Annotated in this window: 16 protein-coding genes; 7 read left to right on the top strand and 9 right to left on the bottom strand. The window is 71.0% G+C overall.

The genetic code is table 11. The features are described from left to right. Window positions 1-13: 13 nt before the first annotated feature. Window positions 14-892, bottom strand: coding sequence for a ThuA domain-containing protein (locus AB0C30_RS37925; protein WP_357953111.1), 879 nt, complete (start codon window positions 890-892; stop codon window positions 14-16). A 172-nt stretch (window positions 893-1064) separates the two neighbouring features. Here AB0C30_RS37925 and AB0C30_RS37930 point away from each other — a divergent pair, with 172 nt between their 5' ends. Beyond that, window positions 1065-3182, top strand: coding sequence for a PQQ-binding-like beta-propeller repeat protein (locus AB0C30_RS37930; protein ID WP_357953113.1), 2118 nt, complete (start codon window positions 1065-1067; stop codon window positions 3180-3182). Between the two features lie 9 nt (window positions 3183-3191). Here AB0C30_RS37930 and AB0C30_RS37935 read toward each other — a convergent pair whose 3' ends face one another. From AB0C30_RS37935 to AB0C30_RS37945, 3 genes are read right to left on the bottom strand one after another with little or no spacing between them, the layout of a single operon-like run. Continuing rightward, window positions 3192-3980 carry a citryl-CoA lyase gene (locus AB0C30_RS37935; RefSeq protein WP_357953115.1) on the bottom strand — a complete coding sequence of 263 codons (789 nt, stop codon included), beginning with the start codon at window positions 3978-3980 and terminating at the stop codon, window positions 3192-3194. Continuing rightward, window positions 3973-5127, bottom strand: coding sequence for a CoA transferase (locus AB0C30_RS37940; protein WP_357953117.1), 1155 nt, complete (start codon window positions 5125-5127; stop codon window positions 3973-3975). Before AB0C30_RS37940 ends, AB0C30_RS37935 begins: the two co-directional genes overlap by 8 nt. A gap of 34 nt (window positions 5128-5161) precedes the next feature. Further along, window positions 5162-5935, bottom strand: a complete 774-nt coding sequence (locus AB0C30_RS37945) for an IclR family transcriptional regulator (protein WP_357953119.1) — start codon at window positions 5933-5935, stop codon at window positions 5162-5164. Window positions 5936-6120: 185 nt separating this feature from the next. Between AB0C30_RS37945 and AB0C30_RS37950 the strand changes: the two genes are divergently transcribed. The 6 genes from AB0C30_RS37950 to AB0C30_RS37975 all read left to right on the top strand — a co-directional run bounded on the left by AB0C30_RS37950 (window position 6121) and on the right by AB0C30_RS37975 (window position 13998). Next, on the top strand, window positions 6121-7569 hold the full coding sequence (locus tag AB0C30_RS37950) for an aldehyde dehydrogenase family protein (protein WP_357953121.1): 1449 nt from the start codon (window positions 6121-6123) through the stop codon (window positions 7567-7569). Further along, window positions 7566-9329, top strand: coding sequence for a thiamine pyrophosphate-binding protein (locus AB0C30_RS37955; protein WP_357953122.1), 1764 nt, complete (start codon window positions 7566-7568; stop codon window positions 9327-9329). Before AB0C30_RS37950 ends, AB0C30_RS37955 begins: the two co-directional genes overlap by 4 nt. 107 nt (window positions 9330-9436) lie before the next feature. Further along, a complete protein-coding gene (locus tag AB0C30_RS37960; protein ID WP_357953124.1) occupies window positions 9437-10582 on the top strand; it encodes an ABC transporter substrate-binding protein in 1146 nt (381 codons plus the stop codon). 7 nt (window positions 10583-10589) lie between these two features. Beyond that, window positions 10590-11459 (top strand): branched-chain amino acid ABC transporter permease, encoded by an 870-nt coding sequence (locus AB0C30_RS37965; protein ID WP_225292901.1) that lies wholly within the window; start codon window positions 10590-10592, stop codon window positions 11457-11459. Then, a complete protein-coding gene (locus tag AB0C30_RS37970; protein WP_357953125.1) occupies window positions 11456-13300 on the top strand; it encodes a branched-chain amino acid ABC transporter ATP-binding protein/permease in 1845 nt (614 codons plus the stop codon). The genes AB0C30_RS37965 and AB0C30_RS37970 overlap by 4 nt, the downstream gene beginning before the upstream one ends. Then, a complete protein-coding gene (locus tag AB0C30_RS37975) occupies window positions 13297-13998 on the top strand; it encodes an ABC transporter ATP-binding protein (RefSeq protein WP_357953127.1) in 702 nt (233 codons plus the stop codon). Before AB0C30_RS37970 ends, AB0C30_RS37975 begins: the two co-directional genes overlap by 4 nt. A 13-nt stretch (window positions 13999-14011) precedes the next feature. On the opposite strand, the gene AB0C30_RS37980 is transcribed toward AB0C30_RS37975, so the two are convergent. The 5 genes from AB0C30_RS37980 to AB0C30_RS38000 form a co-directional block, all read right to left on the bottom strand. Further along, window positions 14012-14251, bottom strand: a complete 240-nt coding sequence (locus tag AB0C30_RS37980; RefSeq protein ID WP_357953129.1) for a hypothetical protein — start codon at window positions 14249-14251, stop codon at window positions 14012-14014. A 460-nt stretch (window positions 14252-14711) separates the two neighbouring features. Beyond that, window positions 14712-16058, bottom strand: a complete 1347-nt coding sequence (locus AB0C30_RS37985; protein WP_357953131.1) for an MFS transporter — start codon at window positions 16056-16058, stop codon at window positions 14712-14714. Window positions 16059-16257: 199 nt separating this feature from the next. Next, window positions 16258-16923: a TetR/AcrR family transcriptional regulator gene (locus AB0C30_RS37990; protein ID WP_357953133.1), complete on the bottom strand. Its 666-nt coding sequence runs from the start codon at window positions 16921-16923 to the stop codon at window positions 16258-16260. Beyond that, window positions 16889-18871: a TIM barrel protein gene (locus tag AB0C30_RS37995; RefSeq protein ID WP_357953134.1), complete on the bottom strand. Its 1983-nt coding sequence runs from the start codon at window positions 18869-18871 to the stop codon at window positions 16889-16891. Before AB0C30_RS37995 ends, AB0C30_RS37990 begins: the two co-directional genes overlap by 35 nt. Window positions 18872-18886: 15 nt before the next feature. Then, entirely contained in the window at window positions 18887-19741 is an 855-nt protein-coding gene (locus AB0C30_RS38000; protein WP_357953136.1) for a shikimate dehydrogenase, read from the bottom strand. Window positions 19742-19835 lie beyond the last annotated feature (94 nt).

The following is a 19835-nucleotide window of genomic DNA, read 5'->3' on the forward strand; positions in this document are numbered from 1 at the left end:
GCGAGAGAAGTGATCAGCGGCAGAAGGGCGCCATGCCCATCGCCGACCGCAGGCCGCCGGTCAGGTGGCCGAGGAAGCGCTGGTCGCCGGTCCACGCCTGCACCTCGTGGCCGAGCGTGGTGACCCACGACCTGCCGCCGTCGTAGTACTGGCACCAGGAGACCGGGTGGTCCCTGCCGTGCCCGGGATGGCCGAGGTTGCCGCGGGTGCCCTTCAGCATGGTGCTCTCGTCGACCTGGGCCAGGACGCGGACGCGGGTGGGGGCCGGGACCAGGTTGTACCACTCGTCGCTGAACGTCCAGGCCGGCGGCAGCCCCGCGGTGGAGGCGTCGCGCCGATCGACCGTGCGCACGGTGGCGGGCTGGACGGGGCCGTGGTCGTAGAAGTTGGCCTCGCCGAGCAGCCCTTCGTACCAGGGCCAGTTGTACTCGGTGCCGAAGGCGTTGTGCACGCCGACGAAGCCGCCGCCCGCCCTGACGTACTGGCGCAGCGCGGTCTGCGCCGCGTCGTCGAGCGCGTCCCTGGTCGTGCTCAGGAACATCACCGCGTTGTACTTCAGCAGGCTCTGCGCCGAGGCGAGCTGGGTGACGTCCTCGGTGTAGTCGACCGCGAAGCCGTTGTCCTGACCCAGCTTGAGCACGGCCTTCACGGCCACGTTGTCGTCGTTGAGCGGCGGGTTGAGCCCCGGCCCGAGCACGGTGCCCAGGTGGGCGTGGCGCGGGCCGGCCGTGCGCGTGTAGACGAGCAGGCGGTAGCCCTTGGCCGGGTCGAAGTTGCCCCAGTCGTGGTAGCAGCGGGCGTCGGTGCCCCGGCACACGCCGCCGGCGGGCGCGGGCTCGTTGGAGGCGGCTGAGGCGGGCAGGGCGACCGCCAGCAGAAGGGCGGCGGTCACGAGCGTAGAGGGTCTCACGGGCACCTCCGAAGTCCACCAGGTGGATCGATCGTTCCACAGCGTAGCCAGCGCACCGAAGCCCGGCAAGGTCTTGTCTTCACCGCGGCACCGGCTTATTGTGCGTCCGTTAAGCGGATCTATAGGTCCATCTAGTGGACCACAAGAAGGCGTGGTGCCAGTGGAACGACGCAACTTCCTCCTCGGCGCGGCCGCGACACTGGCCGCCGTACCCGCTCGTCCGGACACCTCCATACCGGAGCAGTCCGCCGCCTTAGGTGCGGCCGGCAAGGACTTCCCCAAGGTCTGCGGCAACCTCGGCAACCACAACCACTCGCCGCTCAAGAAGATCACCGCGCGCAACCTGGACCGCCTCGGCGGCGCCTGGCACCTGAACCTGGAAGGCGGCAGCACCGCCGCGCCCCAGCAGAGCACCTGCGTCGCGGAGAACAGCATCCTGTACGTCCAGACGACCCAGCAGAACGTCTTCGCCGTGGACGGCCGGACAGGGGCGCTGAAGTGGAAGACGAACCTCGGCACCAAGCAGACGAACATGCGCGGGGTCGCGCTCGGCGAGGGCCTGGTCTTCTCCACCTCCGGCGCCAACATCGTGTACGCCCTGGCCAAGGACACCGGCAAGGTGGTGTGGCAGCGCCGGCTCATCACCGAGGACGAGGGCGGCGGCGACACCGGCGGCTGCGACCCCCAGAACGGGCAGTGCGGCGGCCTGACCGGCACCCTGGCCGGCGCGGTCGTCTACTGGGACGGCCTGATCTACGTCGGCATGCAGGGCAGCACCGGCGGCGCCCGTGGCCGCGCCTACGCCCTGAAGGCGGCCACCGGCGAGGTGGCGTGGACGTTCTGGGCGTGTCCCGGCGAGGGCCAGTTCGGCAACGACACCTGGGAGGGCGAGTCCTGGAAGACCGGCGGCGCGGTGCCGTGGATCCATCCCGCGATCGACCCGGACCTCGGGCTGGTCTACTGGACGTTCGGCGGCTCCTACCCCCGGCTGGACGGTTCGGGCAGGGGCGGCGACAACCTGTTCGCCAACTCGATCGTGGCCATCGACGCCAAGACGGGCAAGCGGAAGTGGCACTTCCAGTCGGTGCACCACGACATCTGGGACCTGGACAACGTCATGGCGCCGGTGCTGGTGGACGTACGGATCGGCCGCGGCGTGCGCAAGGTCGTCGTCTACGGCAGCAAGGCCGGCATGTTCTACTTCCTCGACCGGGCCACCGGTGAGCCGGTCCATGGAGTCACGGAGCGGCCCGTGCCCCAGGACTTACGCCAGAAGACCGCGCCGACGCAGCCGTTCCCCGGCGGCGCGCCGTTCATCACCCAGGCACCGGAGTTCGGCAAGGCGACCAGGCCGGTGCCGTTCTACGCCTGGGGCGGCCTCTACACGCCGCACTGGGATCGGGCGACCATCATCTTCCCCGGCGCGGGCGGCGGCGCCGACTGGGCGCACCTGTCGTTCAACCCCCACACGGGCTGGATCTACGTCGGCTATGGGCAGATCAACTCCGGCTTCTCCAACAGCCGGGACGGCCGGGTCAACACCTCGCGCCCGCTGGGCGAGTACTTCGCCGGGGGCATCGCGGCCGTCGATCCCCGTACGAACAAGCCGGTGTGGACCCTCGACAGGGAATGGTCGCTCGCGCACGGCAACGGCATCCTCACCACGGCCGGGCGGGTCATGTTTCAGGGCGGCCCCGATGGGGTGCTGCACGCGATGGACGACACCGACGGGAAGATCCTGTGGAGCTTCCAGTGCGGCGCCGGGGTGCACACCAGCCCGATCAGCTACGAGATCGACGGCGAGCAGTACATCGCGGTCCTGGCGGGCGGAAACGGGCTGCCGTACCCGGACATCCCGCGTGGCGACCACCTGTGGGCGTTCAAGCTCGGCGGCAAGGTGGCACCCGCGGCGGCCCCGGTCCCGCCCAAGAAGCGCAACGACATCAGGGCCGCCGCCGTCGCCGGCACGACGGTCACGCTGGGCCGCGTCTGGGACGCGGCGAACCAGCGTCCGGGGCCGGCCGAGAACACCGTCGCCCAGAACGCCATGTCGCCGCAGCACCTGCGGGTGGCCAAGGGGACGACCGTCACGTTCGTCAATCCGGCGGACAACGCCTTCGCGCACGCCGCCGTGTCGTTCTTCGAGTACGAGTTCGACAGCGGTGTGCTGATGCCGGGGCAATCGTTCACGCACACGTTCGCCACGCCCGGCGAGTACTTCTACAACGACGCGATCTTCCCGCAGAACACCGGGAAGATCGTCGTCTACTGACCTGTTCGTCTACCGACCCGAAGTTTGCGGACCCGGAGTCTGCGGACCCGGAGTCTGCGGGCCGAGATAAGTCGGCCGGATCGAGGGGGGCAGGGGGCCCTTGTTGCGCCGCCCCTGCCCCGACTCCTCCCAGGCGTGCGCCAGGATGCCGACGCTCCGGCCGAGCACGAACAGCCCCCTGGCCAGCGGCGCGGGGAAGCCGAGCTCGGCGTAGACGACGGCGGTCGCGCCGTCGATGTTCATCGGGACCGGACTGATCAGCTCCTCGACGTCCTTGGCCGCCCGCAGATGCCCGCCCGGCACGACACCGTCCGCCACGGCCTCCTCCACCAGCCCGAGCAACGGATCACGGCGCGGGTCGCGGGAGTGGAAGCGGTGCCCGAACCCGGGCAGGTATTTGTCGCGGGCCCGCCAGCGGGCCACCGTGGCCGCGGTGTCGCCGCAGGCCAGCGCCTCCTCCAGCAGCTCCACGCACTGCTCCCCCGCCCCGCCGTGGACGTCCCCCAGCAGGTTGACGCCGGTGGCGACGGCGTTGTTCAGCCCGACGCCGCAGGTGATCGCCATCCGCGCGACGGCGATGGACGGCGCGTGCGGGCCGTGGTCGACCGAGGAGACGAGCGCGGCCTCCAGCAGCGCCGCCCGCCGCGGGTCGGGCAGGTCGCCGCGGAGCATGAGCCAGACCATCTCCGCGAACCCCACCCGGCCGATCAACTCCTGGACCGGCCTGCCGCGCAGCTCTATGACGTCCGGCTCGATCCTGGAGACGGCGGTGCCCCACCAGTCGGCCGCCTCACTCATGGGTGTACTCCTCGTTGTGCGCGCCGAGCCGCGGTGGGGAGGCCGGGGGACGCAGTGGTTCGTCGTCCACGAGCACGCCGTTGCCGGTCACGGTCAGGCGGCGATCGGTCCCGTCGGGGAAGCTCAGCTCGGTGAGGAAGCCGCGGTGGCGCAGCTGGTCGAGTGCCAGCGCCTGCGGGACGGTGAGGACGCGTGCGGCGGGCACGCCGTGACCGGACAGCAGCTCCTCCCACTCCAGCGCGGTCCTGGCCCGCAGCGCGGCGTTGAGCTCGGCGTTCAAGGGCTTCCGGTGGGCCTTGCGCCCCTCGGGGAGGGCGAAGCGCGGGTCGGCCGGCAGCTCGGGGCGGCCGATCAGGCGGCAGAGCGTCTCGAACTGCGTCTGCTGATTGGCCGCGATGTTGAGCGGCCCGTCGGCGGTCTCGAACGTGCCGGACGGCGCGGCGGTGGCGTTCTGGTCACCCATCGGCTCCGGCTCGACGCCGCTGACCAGGTAGTTGGACACGGTCCAGCCCATGGCCGAGATCGAGGCCTCCAGCATGGACAGGTCGAGGAAGCTGCCGCGGCCGGTGCGGTGCCGTCCGGCGAGCGCGGCGCAGATCGCCATGGCGGCCATCAGCCCGCCGATCGTGTCGCAGACCGGGAAGCCGACGCGCATCGGCACCGTCTCGGGGGTGCCGGTGACGCTCATCATGCCCGACAGGCCCTGGATGATCTGGTCGTAGGCGGGGGCCCCGCTCATCGGGCCGCTCTGCCCGAAGCCGGAGATCGCGCAGTAGATCAGCCGCGGGTTGAGCTCGCGCAGCCGGTCGCGGTCGTAGCCGAGCCTGGCCAGCACGCCGGCCCGGAAGTTCTCCAGCAGGACGTCGGCGCCGGTGACCATCGCCTCGAAGGCCACCCGCCCCGCCGGGCTCTTCAGGTCGAGCTCCACGGACTTCTTGCCCGCGTTCTGGGCCAGGAAGGAGGCGCCGATCCGGTCCCGGTTGAGCTCGTCGTCAGGGCCGAGGCGCCTGGCCAGGTCGCCGCTGCCGGGCAGCTCGACCTTGACGACCTCGGCGCCGAACAGCATCAGCTGGTAGCTGCAATAGGGTCCGGCGAGCACGCTGGTCAGATCGACGACCTTGACCCCGTCCAGTGGCAACTGCTGCATTCACGCTCTCCCCATCGCTAAGGCTCCCCATCGGTCAAGTCAGTGGATGATCGAACCCGCGCTCCGACATCCGCCCCGCCACCTCGCTCAGGTCCGCGACGAACTCCGCCACGCGCTCGTCCGTGAAGCGCACGGTCGGTCCGCTGAGGGTGAGCGCCGCCACGATTGCCTTCGTGGCGCCGGTGACGGGCACCGCGACGGCGGACAGGCCGGGCTCGCGCTCGCCGTGGCTGACCGCGTGGCCGTCGTCCGCCGCCTGGTCGATCCACTGCCGCAGCGTCTCCAGGTGCGCCTCGCCGTACGGGGAGGAGCGGGCGATCCGCGACAGGAGGCGCGCCGGCGCGTCCCTGAGCAGGACTTTCGAGGAGGCGCCCGCCCACATGGGCAGCTCGTCGCCGACCCGCACCACGTGGCGCAGCGGCTGCGGGCTCTCCTGCTGGGCGATGCAGATCCGGTGAACGTCCCTGGCGACGTAGAGGTTGACGGTCTCCCGCTGCCGGGCCGCCAGGTCGCGCATGAGCTTGATGGTCTCCGGCGGCAGCTCCCACGCGCTACGGGCCAGGTGCGCCCACCGCCACAGGGCGGGCCCCGCGGTGTAGCCCTTGGGCGTGGCCCACAGCAGGCCCATGTGCTCAAGGGTCTGCAGCAGGCGCAGCGCCGTCGTCTTCGCCAGGCCGGTCTCGTCGACGACCTCGCGGATCGTCAGGATCCGCCGGTCCTCGCCGAGCAGGGACAGGATGTCGAACGCTCGCTGAACGCTGCGCACGCCACCGGCCTCGCCGGATTCTGCCGGGAAGTTCGCGGGCACGGGTCCTCACTTGTCGGTCGAAGGTGAACTCCTGCTCACCCTCTCATGCGGTCCGTACGCTAACACTCGGTCCATTATACGGTCCAGACGTTCCACTACGCGGTTCCTCTTGCGCGGACTGAGATGTCCTCATACTTTGAGCAAGTCCACAGTGCGGTTCTGATGCACCACCTAGTGGAGTCGAGATGGATGCGATCTATCAAGCGGGCTGTCTGGTCGCCGGGACGTGGCTGACAGACGGCCCGGCGGCCGAGCGGACCGGCCCCTACCTGCGCCGGACGGTCAGCCGGGCCCGCACGGCGACCCCGGACGACATCACGCGGGCCCTGGCCTACGCCGGGCCGGCCGCCGGCGCGGTGGCGCGGCTGGCCCCGGCGACCAGGGCCGCGATCCTGGAGCGGGCCGCGGCCGAGGTCACGGCGCGCGGCGAGGAGCTGGCCCGGCTGCTGGCCGTCGAGCTCGGCAAGCCGGTCAAGGACGGGCGCGGCGAGGTGCTGCGGGTGGCCGACACGCTGTCGGTCTCGGCGGCCGAGGCCAGGGCGCTGGGCGGGGAGGTGCTGCCGGTGGCCGGCTGGGCGCGCGGCGTGGGCAACACCGCGCTGACCTGCCGCGCCCCCGCCGGTCCCGTGCTGGCGATCACCCCGTTCAACGCCCCGGCGAACCTGCTGGCGCACAAGCTCGGGGCCTCCTTCGCCGCGGGCAACACCACGATCGTCAAGCCGCCGCCGCAGGCGCCCGCGGTCTCGACGGAGCTGGTGCGGATCCTGCTCGACGCCGGGATGCCGGTCGAGGCCGTACAGGTGCTGCACGGCGGCGCCGACGTGGGCGCGCGGCTGTGCGCCGCGCCCGAGATCGCCGTGGTCAGCTTCACCGGCGGTGTGAGCGCCGGCGCCGCCGTCGCGCGCGCCGCCGGGCCCAAGCGGGTGCTGCTGGAGCTCGGCGGCAACGCCGCCACGATCGTGTGCGAGGACGCCGACGTGGCCGAGGCGGCGCGGGTCTGCGCGCGCACCGGCTACAGCAACTCGGGCCAGAGTTGCATCTCGGTGCAGCGGGTCTACGTCCAGCGCGGCAGGTTCGAGGAGTTCGTGGCCGCGCTGACCGCCGAGGTGAAGTCCCTGGTCGTGGGCGACCCGCTGGACCCGGCGACCGACGTCGGCTCGATGGTGGACGACGACGCCGCCGAACGGGTGGTCCGCTGGGCCGGTGAGGCGGCCGGCCAGGGCGCCGCGATCACGACCGGCGGCGCCCGGTCGGGGGCGGTCATGGAGCCGACCGTGGTCGCCGCGCCGCCCGCCGATGCCCGGCTGGTCCGCGAGGAGGTGTTCGGCGCGCTCGTCGCCGTGCTGCCCTACGACGGCTTCGACGAGGTCATCGAGGCGTGCAACAGCAGCCGGTACGGCCTCCAAGCCGGACTATTTACGCATGATGTGCGGCGGATCGTCCAGGCGTGGCGGGAGCTGGAGGTCGGCGGGCTGGTGGTCAACGGGTCGTCGAACTTCCGCCTCGACCACGTCCCCTTCGGCGGCGTCAAGGACTCCGGCATCGGCCGCGAGTCGCCGCGCTGGATGATCGAGGACTTCACCGTGACCAAGACCCTCCTGCTGCGGGGCCTGAGCATCTGGGGAGAACAGTGACCACCCACCCTGAGACCGCTACCTCTGACACCACCACCTCCACGACCACCACCTCCGCGCACGCGCTCGTCGCGCAGCTGGAAGACCTCGGTGTCACGCACGTCTTCGGCACCTGTGGCCACACCAACATCGCCGTGCTGGACGCGCTCGCCGACAGCCGGATCCGGTTCGTGATCGCCCGGCACGAGCAGGCCGCCGCGCACGCCGCCGACGGCTACGCCCGCGTGTCGGGCAAGCCCGGCGTGCTGCTCGTCCACGTCGGCCCCGGCCTGACCAACGCCACCACCGGCGTGCTGACCGCGGCGCTCGACTCGGTGCCGATGGTGGTGATCTCCGGCGACGTCCCCTCCTACTACCACGGGCGGCACCCGCACCAGGAGATCAACCTGCACGCCGACGCCGACCAGGCGGCCGTCTTCAGGCCGTTCGTCAAGCGGGCGTGGAACGTGCATCGTGCCCAGGACCTCGGCCGGGCCGTGGAGCGCGCCTTCTGGACGGCGACGACAGGACGGCCGGGCGCGGTGCTGGTCAACGTGCCCATGGACGTCTTCTCCAGGCCCGCCGAGCCGTACCCGCCCCTCAGCGCCGCCGAACCGCCCGGCCTGCCGGCGGACGTCGCCGAGCGGATCGCGGCCGCGCTCGCCGGGGCCGAGCGGCCGCTGATCTACGCGGGCGGCGGCCTGCGCGACGCCGCCGAGGCGCTGCTCCACCTGGCCGAGCACCTCGACATCCCGATCGCCCACTCGCTGATGGCCAAGGGGACCGTGCCCGACGCGCACCCCCTGGTCCTCGGCATGACCGGCTTCTGGGGGCTGGAGCTCACCAACGACTACGCCCGGGAGGCCGACGTGGTGCTGGCGCTGGGCACCCGCTTCGCCGAAACCGACTCGAGCTCCTGGGACCCGCGCTTCACCTGGACGCTCGGGGACAAGGGCAGGCTGCTCCAGATCGACCTCGACCCGGCCGAGATCGGCCGCAACTACCCGGCGGAGATCGGCGCGGTCGCCGACGCCGCGCTGGCGATCAGGGCGATCGCCGCGGCGGCCGCCTCGCACCCGGGGGTGAGCCGTCCCGTGCTGCGGGAGCGGATCCGCGCGGCCAGGTCGGAGCTGTTCGGCGCGAGCAGGGAGCGCGGGAGCAGCGACGACTTCCCCCTGCGGCCCGAGCGCATCTTGGCCGACCTGCGCGACTCGGTGCCACCGGACACGATCCTGGTCACCGACGTCGGCTGGAACAAGAACGGCGTGGCGCAGTGCTACGAACTGCCGCCCGAGGGCCGGTTCATCACCCCCGGCGGCGCGTCCACCATGGGCTTCGGCCCCGCCGCCGCCGTCGGCGCGCAGCTCGCCGAGCCGGGCAGGACCGTGGTCGCGCTGATCGGCGACGGCGGCATGGGTGCCCAGCTCCCCGCCGTTCCGCTGGCCGTCGAGCTGGGCGCGCCGGTGATCTTCGTGGTGATGAACAACCGGTCGCACGGCACGATCTCCGACCTGCAGTCCGCCCACTTCGGCCGCAGCCACGGCTGCGACTTCACCGATCCCGCCGGACGGCCCTACAGCCCGGACTTCGCCGCCCTCGCGCGGGCCTGCGGGGCCGACGGGCACACGGTCGCCACGCCCGGCGATCTCCGTACGGCGCTGCGCAAGGCGGTGGCGGACCGGCGGCCCGCGGTGATCGACGTGCCGATGGTCAACGAGCCCGTCCCGACCCCCGGCCACTGGAACATCAAGGACATCTACCAGGGCGTCTTCCCCGCCTGAAACCGTTGCGCGTTCGATATTTCCTCTGGTCACACCCGGCCGTATAACTAACGTACTAGTTCGTGCATTACACGGCCATGTCGGACTCCCCCCAAACGAGGTGAACCGTGTTTCCCGCGAGATTCCCCATCGCCGCCGTAGCGCTCATCGTCACGCTGACCGCCTGCTCCGCCCCCGGACAGCAGTCCGGCAAGCAGGCCGACGCCACCGGACCCATCAAGGTCGCCAACATCAACGCCCAGAGCGGCCAGCTCAGCTCGCTCGGCAAATGGGAGAACAAGGGCGTCAAGCTGGCCGTCGACGAGGCCAACAAGGCCGGCGGCGTCAACGGGCGGCAGATCCAGCTGGACCTGTTCGACGACCAGGGCGACCCCACGGTCGGCACGAACCTGGCCAGGAAGATCGCCGGCGAGGGCTACGTCGCCATGCTCGGCACCGCCGAAAGCGCCGTCACCCTGGCCATGGCGCCCATACTCAAGGACGCCGGGATCCCGAACATCACCTCGGGACAGTCGCCCAAGCTCGCCGCGCTCAAGAGCCCGTTCCTGTTCCTCAACGCGCCGACCAGCGTGACCTACGACGAGACCTTGGCCAAGTACCTGGTCGACGACAAGGGCTACAAGAAGATCGCGCTGATCAGCAACAACGGCACGTACGGCGCGGGCGAGCACGACGCGTTCCTGGCCGCGCTCAAGACCAGGAACATCACGCCCATCGCCGACGAGGCCGTCACCCCCGACCAGAAGGACTTCAGCGCCTCCCTCACCGCCATCCGGCAGAAGAACCCCGACGTCCTGTTCGTCGGCGCCGAGGAGGTCGAGTCCGGGCTGATCGCCAAGCAGGCCCGCGAGCTGGGGCTGAAGGCGGTCCTGGCGGGCGGCGCCCCCATGGGCACCGACGTGTACGTGACCACCGCGGGCGCGGACAACGCCGAGGGCTCGGTCATCAGCTCGCCCTACCTCAGCAACGACGCGAGCCAGGCCAGCAAGACCTTCTCGGCCGCCTACCAGGCCGCCTTCGGCGAGGCCGCCGAACTGCACGGCGCCAAGGCCTACGACGGAGCCAAGATTCTCATCGAGGCGCTCAAGCAGACCAAGGGCGCCGGCGGCCGGCCGCTCGCCGACGCGATCCGCGCGGTCAAGCACGACGGCCTGCTCGGCGACTTCGCCTATGACGACTCCGGGGTGGGCATCCACGCGACCCAGATCGGCCTCATCAAGGCCGGGAAGATCGTCGCCGAGTCGGCCGGCTAGGAGAACCGTGCAGGTCTTTCTGCAGACCCTCATCGGCGGCGTGACGTTCGGCGCGGTGTACGCGCTGGTCGCCATGGGCTTCTCGATCGTCTACCGCACCATGGGCCTGGTGAACTTCGCCCACGGCAACGTGGTGATGATCGGCGCCTACGCCGCGTCCAACCTGTACATGTTCGCCAAGCTGCCCTTCCCCGTCGCGGTCGCGGTGGCGATCGCGGTGACCGCGCTGATCGGGCTGGTCATCGAGCGGGTGCTGCGCCCGCTGGAGAACAAGGACTTCGACCTGATGCTGATCGGCACGATCGGCTTCGGCACCGTGCTGGAGGCCGGGGCGATCCGCGTGTTCGGCGCGACCGGCCACGCCGTGCCGTCGCCGGTGGCGACCGCGCCGCTGGACGTCGCCGGGATCAAGATCCCGACCTACAGCCTGCTGGTCATCGCCGTGGCGGCGGCGGCCACGGTCCTGCTGGGGCTGTTCCTGCAGCGCACCAAGCGCGGCGCGGCCATGCAGGCGGTCGCGATGGACCACGAGGCGGCCACCGCCGTCGGCATCCACGTCGGCCGCAGCAACGCCATGGCCTTCGCCATCGGCGCGGGCCTGGCGGCGCTGGCCGGCGGGCTCATCGGGCCGATGCTCTACGTCAACCCCACGATGGGCGGCTCGCTGGGCATCAAGGGCTTCGCCGCCGCGATCTTCGGCGGCTTCGGCAGCATGCGGGGCGCGATCGCCGGCGGCATGGCGTTCGGGCTGCTCGACTCCTTCGCGGCCGGCCATTTCCAGGAGTACTCGGAGCTGGTGACGTTCCTGGTCTTCGCCGCCATCGTGATGGTCCGTCCCACCGGCATCTTCGGAGAGACGACGGTGAACCGAGCGTGAAACGGCTGATCCCTCTCATCGCCGCCGCCGTGGCGGCCTGGCTGCTGCCGTACGGGCTGGGCGGCTACGCGATCCACGTCGTCGACGTGGCGATCATCTTCGCGGTCCTCGGCATCGGACTCGGGCTGGCCATGGGCGTGGCCGGGCAGATCAACCTGGCGCAGATCGCCTTCTTCGGCGTCGGCGCCTACGCCGTCGCCATCCTCACCACCCGGGCCGGGCTCGGCTTCTGGACCGCCGCCGCGCTGGCCCTGCTGGCCGCCGTCCTGGTCGGGCTGCTGGTGGGCCTGCCCGCGCTGCGGATGCAGTCGCACTACCTGGGCATCGTCACGCTCGGACTGGCACTGGCCTTCGTCAACTGGATCACCAACGCGACCGTCGCCGGGCGGGCCGAGGGCATCAGCGACATTCCGGTGCCGCCGCTGTTCGGGGTGGACCTGTCCAGTGAGTACTTCTTCTACTACGTCGAGCTGGTGGTGTTCGCGCTCGCGCTGGCGTTCGCGCTGTTCGTGACCCACTCGCCGCTCGGCCGCCGGCTGCGCGCCATGCGCGACGACGACCTGGCCGCCGGCGCGCTCGGCGCGGAGATCCCGCTGCTGCGCATGACCGCCTTCGTGCTGTCCGGCCTGTACGGCGGGATCGCCGGGGTGCTGTACGCCGGGCTCATCCGCTTCGTGGCACCGGAGACGTTCAGCATCGCCAACATGTTCCTCCTGCTGGCCATGGTGATCATCGGCGGCCGGCGGAGCATCCTCGGCTGCGTCGTCGGGGCGGTGGCGCTGTCGCTGGTTCGGGAGGCGCTGCTGGACGTGTCGGCCTACGCCCAGCTCGGGTACGGCAGCGTGGTCGTCCTCGTGGTGGTCTTCGCCCCCACCGGGCTGGCCGGACTGCCCGCCCGTCTCCGGCGGCGCCGGGCCGCCGGGGCGAGAGCCACACTGGGCCCCTTCCAGCCGTACGACCGGGCGGGCGACCGAGTGGGCGTGGACCTGCTGGAGGTCGACGGGGTGACCATGCGGTTCAAGGGGCTGACCGCGCTCGACCAGGTGTCGCTCACGATCACGGCGGGCGAGATCCGCGGCGTCGTGGGGCCGAACGGGTCGGGCAAGACGACGCTGTTCAACGTCGTGAGCGGCTTCTACACGCCGACGTCCGGCCGGGTCCTCTTCCGGGGGCGGGAGGTCACCGGCGCGGCTCCGTACCGGCTGTCGCAGCTGGGGGTGGCCCGCACGTTCCAGAACCTGCGGCTGTTCGGCGACCTCACCGTCCGGGAGAACATCCTGGTCGGCCTGGATCGCACGCGGACGCGCTGGGTCTGGCGGTACCTCGCGCTTCCCTGGAGCGTGCTCGGATTCGAGCGGGCACTGCGGGTGCGGGCCGATGAGCTGATCGACCGGTTCGGGCTGCGGGACTTCGCCGACGCGGCGCCGCGTGCCCTGCCGTACGGGATCCAGCGGCGGATCGAGATGGCCCGCGCGATGGCGATGGCGCCCGCGCTGCTGCTGCTCGACGAGCCGGCGGCCGGGCTCAACGGCGAGGAGGTACGGCAGCTCGCCGAGATCGTCCGCTCGATCAGGGACTCCGGCGTGACGGTCGTGGTGATCGAGCACAACATGGGCCTGGTCATGTCGCTGTGCGACCGGGTCACCGTACTGTCCGGCGGGAAGGTCATCGCCGACGGCGCGCCCGCGGACGTCGCCGTCCAGCCGGACGTGGTCGCGGCCTACCTGGGTGACTCGATGTCCGCACCGTCCCGGACCACCGCTGAGTCCGCAACCGAGTCCGATGCCGGGTCCGATGCCGAGTCTGATGCCGGGTCCGCTGCCGAGGAGGCCACCAGATGAGCACGCTGATCGTCGAAGGACTGTCGGTGCACTACGGCGGGGTGCGGGCCGCCCACGATGTGAGCTTCACGGTGGAGCCGGGCCAGTCGCTGGGCATCATCGGCGCCAACGGAGCGGGCAAGACCTCCACGCTCAAGGCCGTCATGGGCCTGGCGCCCCGGCAGGCCAGGCGCATCGCCTTCGGCGCGCACGACCTGCTGCGGGCGCCCGCGCACACCCTGGTCCGCCACGGCATCGGGTACGTCCCCGAGGGGCGGCACGTGTTCCCGGGGCTCTCCGTGGAGAAGAACCTGCTGCTGGGCGCCTACACCGGCAACTGGAAGCGGACCCCGATCGGCGAGGTCTACGATCTGTTCCCGGTGCTCGGCGAGATGCGGCAGCGCCTGGCCGGAGCGCTGTCCGGGGGTCAGCAGCAGATGCTGGCGATCGGCCGCGCGCTCATGTGCCGGCCCCGGGTGATGTTGCTCGACGAGCCGTCGATGGGACTGTCGCCGATCCTGGTCGAGGAGATCGTGACCGGGCTGAAGAGGCTGAACGCCGACGGGCTGAGCATCCTGCTGGTCGAGCAGAACGCCAAGCTCACCTTCGATGTCACCTCCGCGTGCCTGGTCATGGAGAACGGGGAGATCGCGGCCACCGGCAGCTCGGCCGCCCTGCGGGTCGATCCCCAGGTCCGGCGCATCTACCTCGGCCTGTGAGCCATGCGGGTGCTTACGGGGCGATCACGGCGACCCGGCCGCTCAGGGGCCCGGTGAGCGGCGGGAAGCGGGTGAGCACCTCGGGGTCGTGGCCGGCCACCACCAGGTGCGGGCCGTCGGCGAGCTCGTTGATCCGGTCGAAGGCCCCGTACATGCCGGTCATGCTGTGCAGGATCGGGACCGGCCGGTCGTCCTCGATGTTCTCTTGACGTGCTCCTCGCCCTGAAGAGGCGAAGATTCCCGTGCTGCTCACGCAGCAGTCCATGCCACGTAAGCAGCACGAACTGTGGAACAGGATGCTTGACGCTTCACCGACCCGCCTACCGGCAAGTCTCCACGTCCTGTCACCGCCCGCCCGGCGGCCTCGTCGTACCGATGAATCCAGGAAGTGACCTCACAGCCAGCTTGGTTATCGCTTGCCCGTTCGATCACAGAAACCTTACCTTAAGTGATCGAAACATCGCAACCAGTTCCGATCACTGCATGCTCAACCCCCAGAGGGCACTCATGCGCGGGCCTGCACCATCCCGCCTGAAGAGGGGAGCACCGGCCCGCATCTCGGTTACGGGTCGCCCGCCCGTCGTGGCCGTAGAAGTGCTCACCGCGCAAGGCGTCGCGCCGCGCGTACTGGGTGGCGTAGACACGGAACTTACCGCCATCCGCGCTGTGCTCGCCACCCGCGCTGTGCTCGTCGCTCGCGTCGTGCCCGCCGCTCAGGCCGCTTTCGTCGCGCACGCCGTCGCGACCGGTGCGGAGGTGGCGGGCTTGACGCCGAGATGGCCGGTGGGGATCCGGTACGTCTCCCGCGCCGTGGCCACGGCGGCCACGTTGATCAGGCACAGCGCCGCGGTGAGCAGTGAGACGCCCAGCCAGCTGTCCCGGCCGGTACCGGCCACGGCCGTGGCGAGCGTGGGCGCGAACCCGGCGATGGCGAACCCGATCTGCGTGCCGATCGCCATCCCGGACAGCCGTACCCGGGTGCTGAACATCTCCCCGTAGAACGACGGCCAGACCCCGCTGGTCGCGCTGTGCACGACCCCGAACATCAGGATCCCCGCCACGAAGATCAGCGGATAGCCACCGGCCGAGATCGCCCAGAGGTAGGCGAAGATCAGCACCGCGCACCCCAGCGAGCCGCCGATGAACACCGGCTTACGCCCCACCCGGTCCGACAGCTTTCCCCACAGCGGGATCGTGATCACCGCCGCGACATTGGCCAGCACGCCGACCCACAGCATCGGTGCGCGGTCCAGCCCCACCGTGTTGACCGCGTACGACAGCGCGTGCACGGTGAAGATCGTGCTCACCGACGCGATCACCGCGGCCACGATCACCCGCAGGACGTCCGTCCCGTGCTCGCGGAACAGTACGATCAGCGGCAGCTTGGCGACGCCGTTCTCGGCGACCTCCCGCTCGAAGGCGGGCGTCTCCTCCAGCGTGCGGCGGATCACGAACCCGACGGCCGCCACCACGATGCTCAGCCAGAACGGCACCCGCCAGCCCCAGCTCAGCAGCTGCTCCTCGGGCAGCGCCGCGATCGGCAGGAAGATCGCGGTCGCGATGATCTGCCCCGCCTGCGTGCCGTTGAGCGTGAAGCTGGTGTAGTAGGCGCGGCGTCCCTCCGGGGCGTGTTCGAGGGTCATGGAGTTCGCGCCCGCCTGCTCACCCGAGACGGAGAAGCCCTGCATCAGCCGCAGCACCACCAGCAGCACCGGGGCCAGCACGCCGACCTGGTCGTAGGTGGGCAGGCAGCCGACCAGGAACGTCGACAGCCCCATCAGCACCAGCGTGGAGACCAGCACCTTCTTGCGCCCGAACTTGTCCCCTACGTGCCCGAGCACGAACGCGCCGACGGGCCTGGCCAGGTAGCCGACGCCGAACGTGGCCAGGGCCAGCAGCGTTCCGGTGCCCGGGGCGGACGAAGGGAAGAAGACCTTGCCGAAGACCAGGGCGGCGGCGGTGCCGTAGATGAAGAAGTCGTAGTACTCCAGGGCGCTGCCGATCCAGGCGGCGATCGCGGCCTTGCGCGGCTTTCCCTGGGGAGTGGGGATGTCGGTCACGGGGCTCCTCCCGGGTGAGAATAGCCCCGAAACTAACTCACTGGTTCGTACATTACAAGGGTGTGAACAAACCCTCTCCCGAGCGGCCGAGATCGGGTGCGGCCGTCCGGCCGCAGGTGGGCGGCACTACACGGTCGCTGGCACTACGCCGGAGCGCTGGCACTACGCGGGTGGGCGGCACTACGCGAAGGCGTCGACGCTACGCGGGGGCGCCGGCGCCACGCAGGTAGGCGACGGTCAGTTCGCCGACCATCGTGCGCAGCCGGGCGCGGTGCTCCGGCGCGGTCATGTCGCGGCCGAACAGCGCCCCGAACGTGTGCTGGTTGGCGACCCGGAAGAAGCAGAACGCGCTGATCATCATGTGCACGTCTATGGCATCGGCCTCGGTGACGAAGTCGCCGGACTCCTGCCCCGCGTCGAGGATGCGGGAGATGATGTCGAGCACGGGCGCGCCCAGGTTGGCCAGCACCTCGGACTTGCGGATGTGCTCGGCCTCGTGGATGTTCTCGATGCCGACCAGTTTGATGAAGTCGCGGTGCGCGTCGTGGTGGTCGAACGTCAGCTCCGCCAGCGTGCGGATGGCCTCCACCGGCGCCAGGTGCGCCACGTCGACGGTCCGCTCGGCGGCCCGCACCTCGGTGTACGCCTTCTCCAGGACCGCGATGTAAAGCTGCTCCTTGCCGCCGAAATAGTAGTAGATCATGCGCTTGGTGGTGCGCGTCCGCTCGGCGATCTCGTCCACCCTGGCGCCGGCGTACCCGTGCCGCGCGAACTCCCGCTGCGCGACCTGAAGGATCTCCGCCTTGGTCCGGTCGGCGTCACGCTGACGTTCACCGGCGGCGCGAGCGAGTGGCTGCGAGGTCATGGGGCTCCACGGTCGGGCCGACAGGGGTCGCGCTAATCCTAGATGACCGTTGTCCCCACCGCTGGGCCCCGGCGTGCTGAACGGCCAGGCGGACTGGCGCGTTGGCGGCGCCGTACCCGTGATAGTCGCCGACACGTTGGACGAGCTCGAAGAACACCCGCCCGGCCGTGATCGTGTACAGGTGGAGGAACTCCCCGTGCTCGTCCCTGTCGTACAGCAGGCCGAGCTCCCGCAGCTCGGGTGGCACGTCATAGCGGGCGGCGAGGTCGTCGTAGTAGTTGGCGGGGACGGCGAGCAGCAGGTCGGGGTGTACGGCGCGCAGCCTGCGGGCGGTGGCCACGATGTCGTCGCAGGCCAGGGCGATGTGCTGCCAGGGGATGTGCTGGGCGCCGACCTGGTTGATGTTGAGCACCATCCGTACGGCGCCATCTGCCGTGGACATCGCCTTGCTGCGCAGCAGGCCGTAGGGGTCGGGGACCTCCAGGCTCTCCTGGGGGCGCAGGCCGAGGACGGTGCGGTAGAACAGCGCGGCCTCGTCGAAGTGGTGCCTGGGCTGGGTGAGCGCCACGTGGTCGATGTGCGTGATGCCCCCGGCGGCCGGTTCACCCTCCGCGCGGGGCTCGAAGTCGTCGGTCCAGCTGGAATGGTCGGGATGTCCGGTGCGGCAGAAGAAGAGCTCGGTCCCGTCCGGTGCGGCGATCGCGTCCAGCCTGGCGTCCCGAGGGGCGCGGTGGCGGGGCAGGACCGGTGACAGCAGCGACTCGGCGCGCCGCACGGAACCAGCGGGGTCCGGGCTCTCCAGCCCGATCGCCGCGAGCGCGGGTCCGTCGCCGGTGGAGTTGAGCAGGATCCGGGCCTCTCCCTGCTCCCAGAGTTCGACCGGCTTGTGGGCATGCGTCCCGGTGCGGACGAACCCGAGCGCCGCCAGCAGCCCGCCCAGCTCGTACGCATGACCGGACCGCCCACGCGACCCCCCCGGTCCGGCCAGCTCGCCAGACGCTCCGGGCAGGTCGGCGGGAGGGACGGAGAGCTCGGCGAACGCGAAGCCGGACGGGATGACCGGGGGCGGGATGACCGGGGCCAGGCGGACGGGAGCCGGGCTGATCGGGGACGGTATCGGCGGGGTCGCGGCGCGTCGCAGGGCGGTGGCCTCCTCCAGGGCGATGAGCGACCGCATGGCGTCCAAGGCCGTCCGGCCGGCGTCGGCCTGCCGGAAGCCGTCGTTGAACACCTCCAGCGACAGCGGCCCCGCGTACCCGGCGTCCAGCACGTGGCTCACCAGTCCGGCCAGGTCAAAGGTGCCCTGGCCGGGAAAACACCGGTAGTGCCTGCTCCACTGCAACACGTCCATCGCCAGCAGCGGCGCGTCGGCCAGCTGGAGGAAGAACACCCGGTCGCCCGGGATCGCCTCGATGCCGATCGGGTCGGAGCCGCGCGACAGGATGTGGAAGCTGTCGAGGCAGGTGCCGAGGTTCGGGTGGCCGGCCATGCGTACGATCCGCCAGGCGTGCAGGTATTCGTTGACGTGCCTGCCCCAGGCCAGCGCCTCGTAGGCGATCCTGATGCCGTGTCCGGCGGCGCGTTCGGCGAGCAGGCGCAGCTGCTCGGCGGCCAGCTCGTCGTCGTCGGCCGCGTCGGGAGACACGCTGGAGCAGACCAGCAGCGTGGTGGCGCCGAGGCGTTCCATCAGCTCGAACTTGCGCTCGGCCCGGCGCAGGTTGCGGGCCAGTACGTCGCCGGGCACCGCCTCGAAGTCGCGGAACGGCTGGTACAGGTCGATGCCGAGACCCAGATCCGCGGCCCTGGCGCGTACCTCCTCCGGGCTCAGCGGGGAGACAAGGAGGTCGTTCTCGAAGATCTCCACGCCGTCGAAGCCCGCGGCGGAGATGGCGGTCAGCTTCTCCGCCAGCGTCCCGCTGACCGAGACGGTGGCGATGGACTTGCGCATGAGAGGACCTCCCGGTCAGGCGTCGATCAGGTCGGTGAGGTGGGTGAGCATCCGTTCGGCGTCGGGCTCGCGGCCCGTGAACAGGCGGAAGGCGTGCGCGGCCTGGAAGACCACCATGCCGCCGCCGTGCATGGTCCGGCAGCCGAGCGCCCTGGCCCTGCGCAGCAGTTCGGTCTCCAGGGGCCGGTAGACGATGTCGGCCACCCACAGCTCCGGCCGCAGCAGCTCAGCGGGGAGCGGCAGCCCGGGGTGCTGCGCCATCCCGGTGGGGGTCGCGTGCACCAGCCCGTCCGCCGTCGCGAGCAGCCCGCCCAGCTCGGCCGTGGCCGCGGTGCGGATCCGGTCCGGCCCGAACCGGCCGGCCAGGTCTGCGGCGAGCGAGGCCGCCCGGCTTTCGGCCGCGTCGACCAGTACGACCTGATCCGCGCCGAGGGTCAGCAGGGCGTGCGCCACCGCGGCCCCCGCCCCGCCCGCGCCCAGCTGCACCACCCGCCGGGTCGGCGCGTCGGGCAGTCCCCGGGCGAACGACTCCGCGAACCCGGCCCAGTCGGTGTTGTGCCCCACGGCCCGCCGCCCCTCGAACACGACGGTGTTGACCGCGCCGAGCATCGCCGCGTCCGGCGACAGCTCGTCCAGGAAGGGGATCACGGTCTGCTTGCACGGGTGGGTGATGTTGAGGCCGTCGTACCCGAGCCGCCGCGCCGTACGGACCAGCTCTCCCACAGCGTCCGCCCCCAGTCCCAGCTCGCCGATGTCGAGCAGCCGGTAGACATAGCGCACGCCGTGCGCGTCGGCTTCGCGCTCGTGCAGCGCGGGGCTGAACGACGGGCCGATCCCGGCACCGATCAGGCCGATCAGATAGGAGCTCATCCGCTCTCACTCTCCTCCAGTCCCATCAAATGTACGAACTAGTACGTTCGTACGCTAGACCGGAAGGACCACCACCCGTGAGACCCACCCGTCA

Origin of the sequence: Nonomuraea sp. NPDC048901, from assembly GCF_040649695.1 — a bacterium.
Taxonomy (GTDB): Bacteria; Actinomycetota; Actinomycetes; order Streptosporangiales; family Streptosporangiaceae; genus Nonomuraea.

Excerpts from the sequence above, each read along its gene's own strand:
- AB0C30_RS37935 (WP_357953115.1), bottom strand. The coding sequence starts at position 3,980 with ATGAGTGAGGCGGCCGACTGGTGGGGCACCGCCGTCTCCAGGATCGAG.
- AB0C30_RS37940 (WP_357953117.1), bottom strand. The coding sequence starts at position 5,127 with ATGCAGCAGTTGCCACTGGACGGGGTCAAGGTCGTCGATCTGACCAGC.
- AB0C30_RS37950 (WP_357953121.1), top strand. The coding sequence starts at position 6,121 with ATGGATGCGATCTATCAAGCGGGCTGTCTGGTCGCCGGGACGTGGCTG.
- AB0C30_RS37975 (WP_357953127.1), top strand. The coding sequence starts at position 13,297 with ATGAGCACGCTGATCGTCGAAGGACTGTCGGTGCACTACGGCGGGGTG.
- AB0C30_RS37990 (WP_357953133.1), bottom strand. The coding sequence starts at position 16,923 with ATGACCTCGCAGCCACTCGCTCGCGCCGCCGGTGAACGTCAGCGTGAC.
- AB0C30_RS37995 (WP_357953134.1), bottom strand. The coding sequence starts at position 18,871 with ATGCGCAAGTCCATCGCCACCGTCTCGGTCAGCGGGACGCTGGCGGAG.
- AB0C30_RS38000 (WP_357953136.1), bottom strand. The coding sequence starts at position 19,741 with ATGAGCTCCTATCTGATCGGCCTGATCGGTGCCGGGATCGGCCCGTCG.